The sequence below is a fragment of the Actinomadura formosensis NBRC 14204 genome, assembly GCF_001552155.1.
GTDB classification, from domain to species: domain Bacteria; phylum Actinomycetota; class Actinomycetes; order Streptosporangiales; family Streptosporangiaceae; genus Spirillospora; species Spirillospora formosensis.
In genome coordinates this window covers 1-13,855 of record NZ_BCQQ01000094.1, presented here as the reverse complement: position 1 = coordinate 13,855, position 13,855 = coordinate 1, and the positions used below count along the sequence as shown (strand labels likewise).

Sequence of the window (13,855 nt, the reverse complement as noted above, 5' to 3'; positions counted from 1 at the left end):
TGAGGGCGTCATCGCAGGTGCTGGGAGGAACGTCATGTTCGGCAGCTCCATCTACCTCAGAGACAGGCCCGCGTTCACCGGCGGTTCGCCGCAGGCGGTCTACGAGGAGCTCTGGCAGCGCGGCCGAAAAGGGAGATTGCGGACCCGCGTATTTCTGGCGGCGGCGACGCTCATACTGTGCGGGCTGCTCGTCAACGCTGTTTTCGGAATCATCATGGCCGTTTTGGTGGCGGCTGCTGACGTGTTCGTCCATTGGCGCGTTTACCGCTCGTCGCGGGTGTGGCGGCTCGGGTTGCGCGGCGAGGAGCGCATGAACCGGCTGCTGCGCCACACGCTGGAGCGGCGCGGGCACCGGGTGCTGCACGCACGGACGGTCCCCGAACACGGCTCCGCCGACGAACTGGTGATCGGGCCGGGCGGGGTGTGGCTCGTCCACAACGAGGCGTGGCACCCGGACATGGAGATCTCCCAGCACGGCGGCAAGCTGTTCATCGACGGCCGCACCCAGTCCAAGCTGGTGGGCGCGCTGACCGCCCGCACCGCGGCCGCCGCCGCCGCGATCTCGGCGGTCGCGGAGGTGCCGGTGCAGGTGACGCCCGTGCTGGCCGTGCACGGCGGCCGGCTCGCCCGCCCCCCGTTCACCGCGGACGGCATCGTGTTCGCGCCGCCGCTGAAGCTGATCCGCTGGATGCTGCGCAACCCGGCCACCGACCTGTCGGCCGACGAGGTGGAGGCGATCACGCGCGCCGCCGTGCACGCCCTCCCGATCGGCGGCCGCTCCCTGTCGGCAGCGGCCTAGGCGACGGCATGATCATCAGACACCTGTGGCCGGAGGGCTCACGCACCGCCGCCCACAGGGCGCCCACCGCCCGCGGGGGTCCCGCCGACCCGGCGGGCGGTGCGGCGCAACCAGAGCAGCCCCGCGACCGGCAGCACCAGGGGAACGAACCCGTAGCCGCGCCCGTACATGGACCAGACGGTCTCGTCGGGGAACGCGGCGGCGTCGGCGACGCTGAGCGTGCCCACGATCAGCACCCCGGCCAGCTCGGTCGAGCAGGCGGCAACGGCGACCCGCAGCGAGGTCCGGCCGCCGCGGGCCAGCGCGACCGTCGCCAGGACGTAGACGGCCGCGGCGAACGCCGACAGGGCGTAGGCGAGCGGCGCCTCGGAGAACTGGACGGCGATCTGCACACCCGCCCGCGCACTGGCCGCGAGCGCGAAGATCGCATAGACGGCGACCAGCAGCCGTCCCGGCCCGGCCGCGGTACCGGGACGGGTCCCGCCGCCCGTGCGGACGGCGGCGCCGGCGCGGGCGCCGCCGTCCGCGCGGGTCTCGGACCGGACGTGCTCAGGCTCAGACACCGGTGCCACTCCACAGCTGGTTCATCCGGACGATCATGACGGCGACGGCCACCCCGGCGACGACCAGCACCGCCGACCCCCAGCGCGACCGCTCCAGCAGCCCCCACCCGGCACCCGCGACCGGGATGAGCAGCGAGCCCAGCAGATAGCCGACGAAGGTGGCCGGGCCGTCCGGCCCCTCGCCGCCGGACAGCTTGACGAACCCGACGACGGCCTGCGCGATCAGCAGCACCTCCAGGGCGCCGAGGGCGGCGAGGTGCCCGGCGTCCATGGCCCGGTTGCGCAGCGCCGCCACCAGCGCATAGGCGGCGACCAGCAGCGCCACCACGATGATCGGGGTCGCCAGGGCATTCGTCACGGCCCCGAGAGTACTACCGGGTGTAGCGGACGGCCGCATCACCCGAGGCTCCCCGCCGCGCGGGCATGGCAGCATGGCGGGCGTGAGATCGCTGCAGTGGCTGAACCTGACCCGGCACGGTGAGAGCACCGGCAACCTCGCCCACCAGGCGGTGCAGGGCACCGACGCGGAGGAGGCCGGCATCCCCGAGCGGGACGCCGACGTCCCGCTGACCGGCACCGGCCGCGCCCAGGCGGCGACGCTCGGCCGCCGGCTCGCCACGCTGCCGAAGGAGGAGCGGCCGACGCTGGTGATCGCCTCCCCGTACCTGCGCGCCGTCGACACCGCGAAGATCGCGCTCGCCGAGACCTCCTACGCCGCCCCGCAGGATCCGGGCGGCCTGCGGCTGCGGGTGGACGAGCGGCTCCGCGACCGGGAGCTGGGCATCCTGCAGGGCCTCACCCCGCTCGGCATCCGGCGCCGGTTCCCCGACGAGGCGGCCCGGCTGCGGCAGCTCGGCAAGTTCTACTACCGTCCGCCCGGCGGGGAGTCCTGGGCCGACCTGGCGCTGCGGCTGCGCAGCTTCTACCGCGACCTGGAGGCCGACGCCCCCGGCGGCCGCGTCCTCCTCGTCACCCACGACGCGATCATCGTCATGACCCGCTACCTGGTGGAGGACCTGACCGAGCGGGACATCATGGAGATCGAGAAGGTGCCGGTCGCCAACGCCTCGCTCACCCGGTGGCGCGACGACGGCTCCGGTCTCCAGGCCGTCTGCTACAACGACTGCTCCCACCTCACCGACGCCGGCGCGCCCCTGCGCTAGGGGTGCCGCCAGGTCTCGGCGCCGAGAAGGCGGTCGCTGCGCGAGGCGACGGCGGCGCGGCGCGGGTCGCCCGCGGGCAGGACGGTGCGCAGCCGTTCCAGAACCTCCAGGTCGGCGTGGCCCGGCTCGGTCTGGACATAGGCCCACAGCGTGTCGGCGCCGCCCCGCTCCAGCGCCTGCCGCCGGACCCGCACCGCCAGCTCGTCGCGTTCCGCGCGGATCGCGGGCGCGTCGGAGCGGGGCAGCAGTTCGCCCCCGTACAGCCGCACGGCACCGGCGACGTCGCCCTCGTCCAGCAGCCGCCGGACGGTGCGGAAGTCGGCCTCGACCGCGCAGTCCAGCCGGTAGGGGCGGGCGCGGACGAGGCCGCCGAACCGGCGGCGCAGCCGGTGGATCTCGGGACGGACGGTCGCGGGGCTGCCCACGTCGCCGTACAGGTGGAACGAGAGCCGGTCGCCGCTCAGCCCGCGCGGGTGCAGGGCGAGCAGCGCGAGGATCTCGGCGTGCCGCAGCGTCAGGTCGAAGCGGCGGCCGTCCAGCAGGGCGTGCGACTGCCCGTCGCCCAGGAACGACAGCGTCAGCAGCGGCCCGTCGCCGCCGGACTTCGCCACCGCCCGCGGACGCGGGACGCCCGCGCCCGCCCGCCGGCCGCGCAGCCGCAGCAGGAACGCCTCCCCGAGCGGCTCGGCGACGGCGGTGCGGCCGTCCGGCAGCGTGACCGTCCCGCCCGGCTCGGGGGCGGCCACCCGCAGGCCGCGCCACTCGGCCGCGCCCGCCGCGAGGACCCGCCCGGTGGCGGTGACGAGCAGTCCGGCCCCCTCCAGCCCGCGCAGATGGGGAAGCAGGCGCTCGCGCAGCCGCTCGTCCCGCGCGAGCATCGCGTTCTCCAGCCGCGACTCGGCCAGCCGCGCGGCGGCGGTCACGAGCGCGACCGCCGCGGGATGCAGCGCCCGCGCCGTCGCGCTGACGTCGATGCAGCCGATCACCCGCGCCGAGTCGGGGTCGACGATCGGCGCGCCGGCGCACGACCAGCGGTGCAGGACGTGCGCGACGTGCTCGGCGGCGTAGACGTACTCGGGCCGCCCGGCGGCGAGCGCGGTGCCGATCCCGTTGGTGCCGACGGCGTCCTCCGACCAGCGGAACCCCTCCGTCAGCCCGACCGCGTCGGCGGCACGGCGGACCGCCGGCGGGCCCTGCGTCCACAGCACGTGCCCGTCCGCGTCGCTGATCACCATCAGGTGCTCGGTCTCGTCGACGACGCCCCGCAGCAGCGCCTCCAGCATCGGCAGGTGCGGTTCGAGCGGATGTGCGCCGCGGGCGTCGGCGATGACGTCGCGGTCGAACACCAGCGGAGCCGCCTGGACGGAGGCGTCCACACCCGCCGCCCGGGAGCGCCGCCAGGACGCGGAGATGGGCGGGCGGGCGGTCACCCGATCGTGCATCGACCCTCAGTCCTTCCCCCGCGAGAACCTCGGCTCGTCTGAGAATCGGGCCGGCCGCGGGTTCGGCGCAACCGATTCCACGAATCCCGCACGGCCGGATCCCGACACACTTTGTACAGTTTTGACCGCAACCTGCATGCAACCCGCGGGCGCCTACCGTGCCCGGAGGCCGGGAGGGGCGCTCCAGGCCCGTGGGGAGGACCTGGGCCGGCCGCCCGGGAACCCGCTCGTTCCCCGAAATAAACATCTGAGTTCATAAAAGCTTCACGGGCGGGTCGCCTAGAGTTTAAGAACAATCCTTCGACCGGCCCCAGGAGGGAGCGCCATGACCGTGATCCCGGGTCTCGTCCGCCGCGTCGCCGCCGAGGCGGAGCGCCATCTGCGGGAGGGCGTCGTCCTTCTCGTCAGAGTAGGGCGAGATCTGGAACGGTCTGCCGAGCTCGGGCGGCTCCTGCCCGCCTACATCGAACGCGTGGCGCTCCTGGAGCAGGCCGTCCGCGACCAGGACGCCGAGCTGCACACGATCCGCACCGAGCTGGACTCCCTCGTCGTCCAGCTCAACGACCGGCTGCTGCCGCGCATCGACGAGCGGATGGACGACACCGAGCGTGACCTGGCCGCCGTCGCCACCAGCCTGATCCGCACCGGCCGCGACACCGCCGGCCACGGCACCCGGCTGGAGACCGCCGAGCGGCGCATCGGCGACCTGCGCACCAAGATCGCCCAGCTGGAGCAGCGGACCGGGCTCTGGCGCGACCTGCAGTCCACCGTCGCCCGGTTCGGCGACGACCTGGACGCCATGCGCGCCCGGATGGCGCTGCGCTCCGCCGAGCCCCCGCCGCCCGCCGAGACCGCGCCCGCCCCGGTGCAGAACATCACCGAACGCCCCGCCTGAGAACGCCCGCCCGGGAAGGGCGCGCCCGGCGTCCTGGAGAATGGGCGCATGACGCAGCCGACCGAGAACCGTCCCGCCGCGCGCGGATTCGCCAGTGACAACCAGGCGAGCGTCCACCCGGACGTCCTCGCGGCCCTTGCCGAGGTCAACGACGGGCACCAGCCCGCCTACGGCGAGGACGCCGTCACCGGCCGGCTCCGCGACGTCGTCCGGCGGCACTTCGGCGCGCGGGCCGAGGTGTTCCCGGTGTTCAACGGGACGGGCGCCAACGTCGTCTCGCTGCAGGCGATGTCGGAGCGGTGGAGTTCGGTCGTGTGCCCGGAGTCCGCGCACATCAACACCGACGAGTGCGGCGCCGCCGAGAAGATCGCCGGGCTGAAGCTGATCACCGTCCCGACGCCGGACGGCAAGCTGACGCCCGACCTGGTCGAGCGGTACGCGGTCGGGTTCGGCAACATCCAGCGGCGCCTGCCCGCCGTCGTGTCGATCACCCAGAGCACCGAGCTGGGCACCGTCTACACGGCGGAGGAGACCGCGGCCGTCGCGGCGGCGGCGCACGAACGCGGCCTGACCGTGCACATGGACGGCGCCCGCATCGCCAACGCCGCCGCGTCCCTCGGCGTCCCGCTGCGCGCCCTCACCACCGACGCGGGCGTGGACGTCCTGTCGTTCGGCGGCACCAAGAACGGGCTGCTGCTCGGCGAGGCGATCGTCGTGCTGAACCCGGACACGGTGCGCGGGATGGCGTACCTGCGCAAGTCGAGCATGCAACTGGCGTCCAAGATGCGGTACGTGTCGGCGCAGCTCGTCGCGCTGCTGGACGGCGACCTGTGGCTGCGCAACGCCTCCCACGCCAACGCGATGGCCCGCCGCCTGGAGGCCGCCGCCCGCGCCGTCCCCGGCGTGGCGATCACGCAGGCCGTGCAGGCGAACACGATCTTCGCGCTCATCCCGAAGGACGTGGCGGAGCGGCTGCGCAAGCGGTTCCCCTTCTACACCTGGGACGAGGCCACCGGCGAGGTCCGCTGGGTCTGCTCGTTCGACACCACCGGGGACGACGTGGACGCGTTCGCCGCCGCGCTCGCCGCCGAAATGGCCGGCTGACCGGTCATCCCGATCATCGGGATGCGGCCCGGCCCGCCGCCCGGCCCGCGCGTTATCGTGATGCCGAACAGGATTCGGTACAGGAGGCGAACCCGATGGCCAACCGCACCTTCGTCGTCGGCGTGGGCATGACCAAGTTCGAAAAGCCCGGCTCCCGCGACTGGGAGTACCCCGACATGGCCAAGGAGGCCGTCGGCAAGGCCCTGGAGGACGCGGGCGTCGGCTACGACACGATCGAAATGGCCTACGCCGGGTCGATGTACGGGTCGATGGGCCAGCGCGCCCTCTATGAGACCGGCATGACCGGCATCCCCGTCATGACCGTCATGAACGCGTGTGCGACCGGGTCCAGCGCGCTGTTCCTCGCCCGCCAGGCCGTCCGCGGCGGCCTCGCCGACTGCGCGCTCGCGCTCGGCATGGAGAAGATGAAGAAGGGTTCGCTCGGCGCCGGCATGGGCGAGTCCAAGGTCACCATCATCGACCACCACCTGCGCTCCATGGCCGCGGGCCGCGAATGGGAGCTGGACAAGGCCCCCATGCCGCAGATGTTCGGCAACGCCGGCCGCGAGCACATGGAGAAGTACGGCTCCACCCCCGACCACTACGCCTGGATCGGCTGGAAGAACCACAAGCACTCGGTCAACAACCCCTACGCGCAGTTCCAGACCGAGTACTCGCTCGACGACGTCAAAAACGCCACGATGATCTTCGACCCGCTGACCAAGCTGCAGTGCTCCCCCACCTCCGACGGCGCCGGGGCCGCGATCGTGGCCAGCGAGCGCTTCGTGGACGAGCACGACCTGTGGGACCAGGCCGTCGAGATCGCCGGCCACCACATCGCCACCGACACGCCGCAGAGCTTCGCGGACCACTCCTCCATCCAGGTCGTCGGGTTCGGCGTCTCCCAGCTCGCCGCCCGCAAGGCCATGGACGAGGCCCAGGTCTGCATCGAGGACGTCGACGTCATCGAACTCCACGACTGCTTCAGTGCCAACGAGCTCATCACCTACGAGGCCCTCGGCATGGCCGAGGTCGGCGAGGGCCACAAGCTCGTCGACGACGAGGCCACCACCTACGGCGGCACGTGGGTCGTCAACCCGTCCGGCGGCCTCATCTCCAAGGGCCACCCCCTCGGCGCCACCGGCCTCGCCCAGTGCGCCGAACTCACCTGGCAGCTCCGCGGCAAGGCCGGCGACCGCCAGGTCGAGGGCGCCCGCGTCGCCCTCCAGCACAACATCGGCCTGGGCAGCGCCTGCGCGGTCGCCGTCTACAAGCCCGCATCGGCCTAGATCGCGTTCCTCCACACGGCGCACCGCCCCTCTCCGGGCGGTGCGCCGCTTCACGCCGGCCGCACCCCTGCCGCAACGTGCGACAGTAGTTGACTCTTGTCTCAGGCTCGTTACGCCGAACATAAGTGTCCACTTGCCAGGAGGTGCGATGCCCGCCTCGTCCCCGCCGGTCGCCCCCGTCCGCCCCCGCGGCATCCGGGACCGGCACCGGCACCGGCCGCGTGACGCTCACCCGGCCGCGACCATCCGGGGACGCAGATCCTCGCACGCGGCCAGGATCCGGTGGACATCACCGTCGGTCAGGCCCGCGTGGGCGGACAGGCGCACCAGCGTGCGCCTGTCCGCCGACGCCGCCGGCGGGAACAGGGCCGCGCTGAAGATGCCGCGGCCCGCCAGGGCGTCCCGCATCAGCGTCGCCTCCGCCTCCGAACCCGCCTCCAGCGCGATGATCGGCGCATCCGACTCGACGAGCCGGTAACCGAGCCCCGCCAGCCCGTCCCGCAGCCCGGACGTGACGGCGCGCAGCCGCGTACGCCGCCGGCCCTCCCGCCGGATGACCTCCAGCGCCGCGGCGAGACCCGCGATGTCGTGCGGCGGCAGCGCCGAGCCGCACCCGGCCGGGAGCACGGGGTGCGGGAAACGGCCCCCGAAGCCGGAACGGTCACAGGTGATCAGCCCGGCACGCCCCGGGAAGACCTTCGCCAGGCTCGCCGTGCGGAAGTCGACACGGCCGGTGAGACCGAGCGCGGCCACCAGGCCCTCGCCGCGCTCGCCGTACGTGCCGAGTGAGTGCGACTCGTCCACCACCAGCAGGCAGCCGTGCTCCTCGGCCACCTCCACCAGGCGGGCCAGCGGGCACACCGAGCCGTCGGTGCCGTAGACGGCGTCCACCGCGATCACGCCGGAGCCGCCCGCCTCGATCCGCCGCCGCAGGTGGTCGAGGTCGTTGTGGCGGAACCAGACCGGCTCCGCGCCCGCCTCCCGCGCCCCCGCCCACAGCGACCTGTGCGCGAGGACGTCCAGGTAGACGGGGACGTCCGGGCCGGCGACCAGCCGCAGCAGCCCGGCCCCGGCGGCCCGGCCGGAGGGGCACAGGACCCCGGTCCGCGCGCCCAGATGCCGCGCGAACCGCTCACCGACGACGGTCTGCGGGTGGTCGCCGGCCAGGCGGCCGGTCGCGGGCACCGCGGCGTCCGCCGCCCGCAGGCCCGCGAGCGCCGCCTCGGTGATCGCCGGATGCTCGGCAAGGGCGAGATAGTCGCTACAGGTCAGCACGATCGCCCGGCCACCGGGGGGATCGGCGGACGCGGCCCGGCGCCCGCCCCGTGTGTTGCGGAACACCCTGATGCGTTCCCCCAGCCGCTGGTGGGCGCTGGTCATGGTCGTCACCCTCCCCGATCAAATAATGGTCACGTCCTGTAGCGGCCTCAAATCATAGTGTGAATAGGATCTCAAGCGAGGACCAAAACCCGCGCGCCACGCGGGAAAGTTCGCCAGCGCGGAAGGGAACGTCCACGTCGCGACCGCCGATGCGCATCGGCGGTTGCGTACTCTTGAACCACGCAGCCGAACACTGAGGTGTGGAGACGATCACCGCCGGTGCCACACGCGCGGCGTCCGCCAAGTTCCCCGGCCTTGGCGCCGGCGCTCCGCTGTTCTCCATCCTCCAGCGGATCCGCCGGACCCGCTGGGTCGGCCTCGGAGTGCTCCTGGCCGGGCTCGCCGCGGTCCTGCTGACGGCGGGCGACCCGCTGCGTCAGGCGGTGTCGGCGCTCGGCCATATGCGCTGGGAGTTCCTGCCGGCGCTCGTCCTGCTGTCGCTGCTGCACTACGTGTTCGCGGCGGTCGCGCTGCGCGGCGCCGCGGGCCGCCGGCTGCCGCTGCTCCCCACGACGCTCGCCCAGTTCACCGCGTCCGCGGCCAACCGGATCACCCCGAGCGGCCTCGGCGCCGCCGCCGTCAACACCCGCTACCTCGTCTGCCGCGGGCTGCCGCTGCCGCGCGCCGCGGGCGCGGTCACCGTCCTGCAGGTGGCGGGGGTTCCGGCGGACCTGCTGCTGATGAGCGCCGTGCTCGGCGTCAGCGGCGGGAACGGCCGGACGCTGCACGCGCTCGGCGCGCACGCCGCGCGGGTCGCCGAGCTCGTCCCGCCCCTCCCGCTGCTGATCGCGGGCGGGGTGCTGCTGCCCGCCGCGGCGCTGTGGGGCCGGCGCCTGGTCCGCTCCGCCGCGGTGAGACGGGCCGTCACCGGGTTCACCGGCCTGTGCCGCCGCCCGCGCGACCTGGTGATCACCCTCACCGCGTCCGCCGGGACCACCTTCGTCCTGGGGGTGGCGTTCGCGCTGAGCGTCCTCGCGGTCCCCGGGACCTTCGTGAGCCCCGCCGACATCCTGCCGCTCGTGGCCGCCTACCTGGTGGGAGCCGCCGCGGGCTCCGCGATCCCCCTGCCCGGCGGCATCGGCTCCACCGAGGCGCTCCTCGTCGCCGCGCTCGCCGCCCTGGGCATCGCCGCGGGCCCGGCCCTGCACGCCGTGCTGCTGTTCCGGGCGATCACGTTCTGGGCGCCGGTTCCGCTGGGGCTGCTGTCCTACCGGACGCTCCGGCGCTGACCTTTACGTTGTAGATCACAAGAAGACCTTCCGGGCGTTGCCCGCCAGGAACGCCTCCCTGGCCGCATCGCTCAGGCCCAGGTCGTCCAGGCCCTTGAGCGCCCGCTCCGCCGTCAGCATCGGGAAGTTGGTACCGAACATGACCTTGTGATGACTGTCCTGGGTCATGTACCGGACGAGTTCGGGCGGATACCTGCGCACCGTGTACGCGGACGTGTCGATGTAGACGTTCGGGTGCTTGCGGCAGACCGCGACCATCTCCTCCGTCCACGGGTAGCCGATGTGCCCGCCGACGATGACGAGTTCGGGGAAGTCGAGCGCGACCTGGTCGATGTAGGGAATCGGCCGCCCAGTCTCGCTCGGACGCAGCGGACCGGTGTGACCGACCTGCGTGCAGAAAGGAACGCCCAGATCCACGCATTCGGCGAACAGCGGATAGTAGCGGCGGTCGGTGGGCGGCAGTTCCCAGAGCCACGGCACCACCCGCAGCCCCTTGAACCCCAGGTCGCGCACACATCGCCTCAGCTCCCGCACAGCCTCCATGGGCTTGTGCAGGTCCACCGACGCGATTCCCACAAGGCGGTCTGGGGCGTGTTCGACGAACGAGGCGACCTCGTCGTTGCTCACCAGGGCGCCTTCCGGCCCGTACCAGGCACTGATGAGGCCGACGTCCACTCCCCCGGCGTCCATGGCGGCGACCGTGGCCCCCACCGGAACCTCCTCCGCCGGAGGCTTCTGCCCGGTCCACCGCCACAGCGAATCCAGCATCTCGTGCTGCAGGAACCGGAGCGTTCCATGCTGCATCCACGCGTCAATCACCATCGTGCCTCCCCACCGACCGCCATGCGGCCTCGCTCAGCTCCCTGACCTGCTCGTCGCCCGGCTCGGCGCTCTGCCCGTTCAGCCACAGCCGGCACAGCTCCTGCGCGGGGCCGAGCCATAGGACGAACGCGGTCACTCCATCGGCATCTCTCAGCGCGCCATGCCGTGCCTGGACGCGCCACCAGCTCCGCACTTCGCGGAAGAACATCCTGTTGCGCTCGGCGAGCGCCTCACTTCCGGCAGGACGCTCGGTGAACATGAAGCGGGCCCGGTCCCGATGCTCCCGGCACCACCGCACATGGAAGGCCACGACGCCCTCCACGGCCGCACGCGCACTGTCGTGCGCCTTCAACTCGACGAGGAAGGCGTCCTGGTACATCGCGACGCACTCGACGAACAGTGCCTCCGCGACCTGCTCCTTGCCCGAGAAGTGGTGGTAGAAGCTCCCGACGCTCACCCCGCTCGCCGCCCGCAGCGCGCTCAGCGTCGTCCCGGTGACGCCGTCCCGCCCGAACAGTTCCAGCGCCGTCCGCAGGACCCTCTCCCGCCCGTCCGCACTCACAGAACAAGATTCTGGCATGACAGAACATCATTCTGTCAACGGCCGCCGGCCCGGCCACCGGGGGACGGTGGCCGGGGCCGGCGTGATCGGGCTTCCGGTCGCTCAGGCCTGCTTGCGCAGGGTGAGGCCCGCGGAGCCTGTCAGGGCGGGCAGGTAGCCGAGCCGGTGGCCGCGTGCGGTCGGGTGGTAGGACGACTCGATCGGGATCGTCACCGCGTTGAGCCAGTCGTCGCCCGAGCACAGCTCGTGCCCGGCGAACTCGTCCCGGACGTCCGACCAGGTGAACCCGGCGCGCCCGGCCGCCTTGGCGATGACGCCGTCGAGCGTGTCGGCGGCCTCGTTCAGTGCGGTGCGCTTGGCGTTGCCGAGCCCCGCGCACACGGTGACGATCTTGTAGAGGTGGGGGTAGCCGAGCACGACCACGCGCGCGGACGGCGACTTCGAGCGGATCTGGGAGTACAGCGAGTCGAGCTGGCCGGGCAGCGTGCCCGTCATGTAGGCCTCGGCCTTCGCGACCCTGCTCTGGCACGTCGACGTCGAGTACAGCACGCAGGTCTCCATGACGTCGCTGAACCCGGCGTCGTTGCCGCCGACCGTGACGCTGACGAGCGTCGTCGAGGAGTCGAGCGCGCCGAGCTGGCCGCTGGACACGCTCGACGTGGTCGCCCCCGAGCAGGCCACGAACTTGAACGACTGCGTCGTGTGCGCCCCCGCCCACAGGTTGGGGTAGGCGTTGGCGCTGCGGTTGCACGACCCGCTGGCGGGGTCGTAGCTTCCGGCCCCCGTGCCGGACGAGTAGGAATCCCCCAGTGCGACGTAGTTGGTGCCGGCCGCCGAGGCGGAGCCGGGCCAGAGCAGTGAAGCGGCGGCGAAGATCACCGCACCGAAAGCGACCAGACAGGGGTGGGCGAGGCGCATCTGCACTCCGGAGCGACGAAGCGAATTGTGATGCCCGCCTTATACCCGGGCCGCCATTCCTTGAAGCCCAGTCCTGATCATTAGTGTTTGTCAGAACATGCCCTTGCGATCTGCAATATCGGAGAATCTCCGGCCGCCAGGACAAGGAGATGACAACCATTTCCCGATCATTTCCGCCGACCCCGGAGATCATCTGGCCTCTTCGTCATCCCACGCCGCTCCGCCAGGGGCCGGTTCCGGCCGTCCGGTGGCCGCGGACGCGGAGGGTGTCGCCGAACACGCGCTGGCGCGCCGCGATCCCGTGGACGAGCATGATCTCCCCGGCCGCCACCTCGTCGGCGATGCCGAGAAGGCCCCGGCGATCGGCGTGCACGGAAAGGCGCATGGTGTCCACGCGGGCGCGGACCGGGACGGTGATCTCGCGGCCGTGATCACAAAGCCGGAATTCGCCGCCCTTTCGCGCGAGGTCGAGCAGCGCGCGTCCGGGCGACTCCTCGTCCTGATATCCGGAGAGGAAGAGCGCGCTGCCGGGTTCGGGGAGGATCCGGCTCGCCCACTGGACGGCCGGGCCGCCGGTCAGCATGCCGGAGGTGGAGATGACGACCCCGGTCCGGAAGGCGTCCAGTTCGGCGGGACGGTTCGCGACCGCGGTGCCGCCCTCGAACACCCGCAGCGCCGGGTCCAGGGACTCGAAGACCGCGGCCAGGTCGGCGGCCATGCCGTCCACCCGGACGGGAACCTCGGGCAGGTGCCGACGCATGATCAGCGCGATCTCCTGGGCGCGGCCGAGCGCGAACGCGGGGATCAGCACCCGGCCACCGCCCCGGTGGATCTCGGCGACGGCGCGCACCAGCTCACCGACCCGCAGGTCCCGGCCGTCGTGGTCCTCGGCGCAGCAGGTGGACTCCAGCACCAGCAGGTCGGCGGCACGGGCCGACTCGGGGACGGCGTGGCCGCCGACGGTCTCCTGCCGGAAGCCCGAGATGTCGCCCGTGACGACGACGCGGCGGTCGCCCGCGCGCACCACCGCCCCCGCCGCGCCCAGGATGTGCCCGGCCGGGAACAGCTCGGCGGTCAGCGCCCCGATCCGGCGGGCCACGCCGAACGGAAGCTCCTCGCAGCGCCGGGCCGCGGCCTCGGCGTCCGCCCGGCCGTAGAGGACGTCTCCCGCCTCGCCCCAGCGGGCCCTGCCGCGCTCCCTCTCCGCGAGCACCTTGGCGGTGTCCGCCCACATCACCGGCATGAGCACCGCGGTCTCCGGCGACGCGATCACCCGCAGGTCCGGGCGGCGGGCGACCAGGGCGGGCACGTAGCCGCAGTGGTCGTTGTGGGCATGGGTGACGATCACCGCGTCCAGCGGGCCGTCGAGGGCGCGGCCGATGTCGCGGGGCGGCTCGGCGCGGTCGCCCGGCCGGAGCCCGGCATCGACGAGGATCCGCGTCCCGCCGGCCTCGATGAGCAGGCAGGACCCGCCGATGTGGGTGTCACCGCCGAGCGGGACGACTCGCAGGTCCAGTTCGGCGGTCACGGTGACGGGCGGCGGGGCCGGGTCCGCGACGGCGCGCAGGAACGCGAGGACCTCCGCCGGGGGCGCGGCCATGCCGGGGGCCGTATCCCCGGGCGGGCGCCGTTCGAGCGCGCCGAGGAGGGCGGCGGCGAGGGCCCGCGGGTCCCGCCACCGCCGCCGCT

Annotated in this window: 14 protein-coding genes; 6 read left to right on the top strand and 8 right to left on the bottom strand. The window is 73.0% G+C overall.

Annotated features, from left to right (window positions below):
* Positions 1-34: 34 nt before the first annotated feature.
* Complete coding sequence (locus AF1_RS22600) at positions 35-799, top strand: nuclease-related domain-containing protein (protein ID WP_131732944.1); 765 nt, start codon at positions 35-37, stop codon at positions 797-799.
* Between the two features lie 38 nt (positions 800-837).
* On the opposite strand, the gene AF1_RS22595 is transcribed toward AF1_RS22600, so the two are convergent.
* Positions 838-1,245, bottom strand: coding sequence for a hypothetical protein (locus tag AF1_RS22595; protein WP_067802811.1), 408 nt, complete (start codon positions 1,243-1,245; stop codon positions 838-840).
* 109 nt (positions 1,246-1,354) lie between these two features.
* Positions 1,355-1,720: a hypothetical protein gene (locus AF1_RS22590; RefSeq protein ID WP_067802775.1), complete on the bottom strand. Its 366-nt coding sequence runs from the start codon at positions 1,718-1,720 to the stop codon at positions 1,355-1,357.
* 73 nt (positions 1,721-1,793) lie between these two features.
* On the opposite strand from AF1_RS22590, the gene AF1_RS22585 reads away from it, so the two are divergent.
* Positions 1,794-2,525, top strand: a complete 732-nt coding sequence (locus tag AF1_RS22585; protein ID WP_067802772.1) for a histidine phosphatase family protein — start codon at positions 1,794-1,796, stop codon at positions 2,523-2,525.
* Here AF1_RS22585 and AF1_RS22580 read toward each other — a convergent pair.
* On the bottom strand, positions 2,522-3,967 hold the full coding sequence (locus AF1_RS22580) for a helix-turn-helix domain-containing protein (protein ID WP_067802770.1): 1,446 nt from the start codon (positions 3,965-3,967) through the stop codon (positions 2,522-2,524). The genes AF1_RS22585 and AF1_RS22580 overlap by 4 nt on opposite strands.
* 325 nt (positions 3,968-4,292) lie before the next feature.
* Here AF1_RS22580 and AF1_RS22575 point away from each other — a divergent pair, with 325 nt between their 5' ends.
* From AF1_RS22575 to AF1_RS22565, 3 genes are all read left to right on the top strand, one after another.
* Positions 4,293-4,862 carry a hypothetical protein gene (locus AF1_RS22575; RefSeq protein ID WP_067802767.1) on the top strand — a complete coding sequence of 190 codons (570 nt, stop codon included), beginning with the start codon at positions 4,293-4,295 and terminating at the stop codon, positions 4,860-4,862.
* A 48-nt stretch (positions 4,863-4,910) separates the two neighbouring features.
* Entirely contained in the window at positions 4,911-5,966 is a 1,056-nt protein-coding gene (locus tag AF1_RS22570; protein ID WP_067802764.1) for a threonine aldolase family protein, read from the top strand.
* Between the two features lie 95 nt (positions 5,967-6,061).
* Positions 6,062-7,255, top strand: coding sequence for a thiolase C-terminal domain-containing protein (locus AF1_RS22565; RefSeq protein WP_067802761.1), 1,194 nt, complete (start codon positions 6,062-6,064; stop codon positions 7,253-7,255).
* 228 nt (positions 7,256-7,483) lie between these two features.
* Here AF1_RS22565 and AF1_RS22560 read toward each other — a convergent pair whose 3' ends face one another.
* Positions 7,484-8,635: an aminotransferase class I/II-fold pyridoxal phosphate-dependent enzyme gene (locus AF1_RS22560; RefSeq protein WP_067802758.1), complete on the bottom strand. Its 1,152-nt coding sequence runs from the start codon at positions 8,633-8,635 to the stop codon at positions 7,484-7,486.
* A gap of 200 nt (positions 8,636-8,835) precedes the next feature.
* Between AF1_RS22560 and AF1_RS22555 the strand changes: the two genes are divergently transcribed.
* Positions 8,836-9,864, top strand: coding sequence for a lysylphosphatidylglycerol synthase transmembrane domain-containing protein (locus AF1_RS22555; RefSeq protein WP_067802755.1), 1,029 nt, complete (start codon positions 8,836-8,838; stop codon positions 9,862-9,864).
* A 15-nt stretch (positions 9,865-9,879) separates the two neighbouring features.
* On the opposite strand, the gene AF1_RS22550 is transcribed toward AF1_RS22555, so the two are convergent.
* The 4 genes from AF1_RS22550 to AF1_RS22535 all read right to left on the bottom strand — a co-directional run.
* Positions 9,880-10,686 carry an amidohydrolase family protein gene (locus tag AF1_RS22550; protein WP_067802752.1) on the bottom strand — a complete coding sequence of 269 codons (807 nt, stop codon included), beginning with the start codon at positions 10,684-10,686 and terminating at the stop codon, positions 9,880-9,882.
* Complete coding sequence (locus AF1_RS22545; RefSeq protein WP_242609003.1) at positions 10,676-11,248, bottom strand: TetR/AcrR family transcriptional regulator; 573 nt, start codon at positions 11,246-11,248, stop codon at positions 10,676-10,678. The genes AF1_RS22550 and AF1_RS22545 overlap by 11 nt, the downstream gene beginning before the upstream one ends.
* Positions 11,249-11,350: 102 nt before the next feature.
* Entirely contained in the window at positions 11,351-12,166 is an 816-nt protein-coding gene (locus tag AF1_RS22540; RefSeq protein ID WP_067802749.1) for an SGNH/GDSL hydrolase family protein, read from the bottom strand.
* A gap of 205 nt (positions 12,167-12,371) precedes the next feature.
* The coding region (locus tag AF1_RS22535) for an MBL fold metallo-hydrolase (RefSeq protein WP_067802746.1) at positions 12,372-13,855 on the bottom strand (1,484 nt) is incomplete at its 5' end.

Bases quoted from the DNA above. Each gene is read 5' to 3' on its own strand.
- AF1_RS22550 (WP_067802752.1), bottom strand. From the start codon at position 10,686: ATGGTGATTGACGCGTGGATGCAGCATGGAACGCTCCGGTTCCTGCAG.
- AF1_RS22570 (WP_067802764.1), top strand. From the start codon at position 4,911: ATGACGCAGCCGACCGAGAACCGTCCCGCCGCGCGCGGATTCGCCAGT.
- AF1_RS22560 (WP_067802758.1), bottom strand. From the start codon at position 8,635: ATGACCAGCGCCCACCAGCGGCTGGGGGAACGCATCAGGGTGTTCCGC.
- AF1_RS22585 (WP_067802772.1), top strand. From the start codon at position 1,794: ATGGCGGGCGTGAGATCGCTGCAGTGGCTGAACCTGACCCGGCACGGT.
- AF1_RS22575 (WP_067802767.1), top strand. From the start codon at position 4,293: ATGACCGTGATCCCGGGTCTCGTCCGCCGCGTCGCCGCCGAGGCGGAG.
- AF1_RS22580 (WP_067802770.1), bottom strand. From the start codon at position 3,967: ATGCACGATCGGGTGACCGCCCGCCCGCCCATCTCCGCGTCCTGGCGG.
- AF1_RS22565 (WP_067802761.1), top strand. From the start codon at position 6,062: ATGGCCAACCGCACCTTCGTCGTCGGCGTGGGCATGACCAAGTTCGAA.
- AF1_RS22600 (WP_131732944.1), top strand. From the start codon at position 35: ATGTTCGGCAGCTCCATCTACCTCAGAGACAGGCCCGCGTTCACCGGC.
- AF1_RS22540 (WP_067802749.1), bottom strand. From the start codon at position 12,166: ATGCGCCTCGCCCACCCCTGTCTGGTCGCTTTCGGTGCGGTGATCTTC.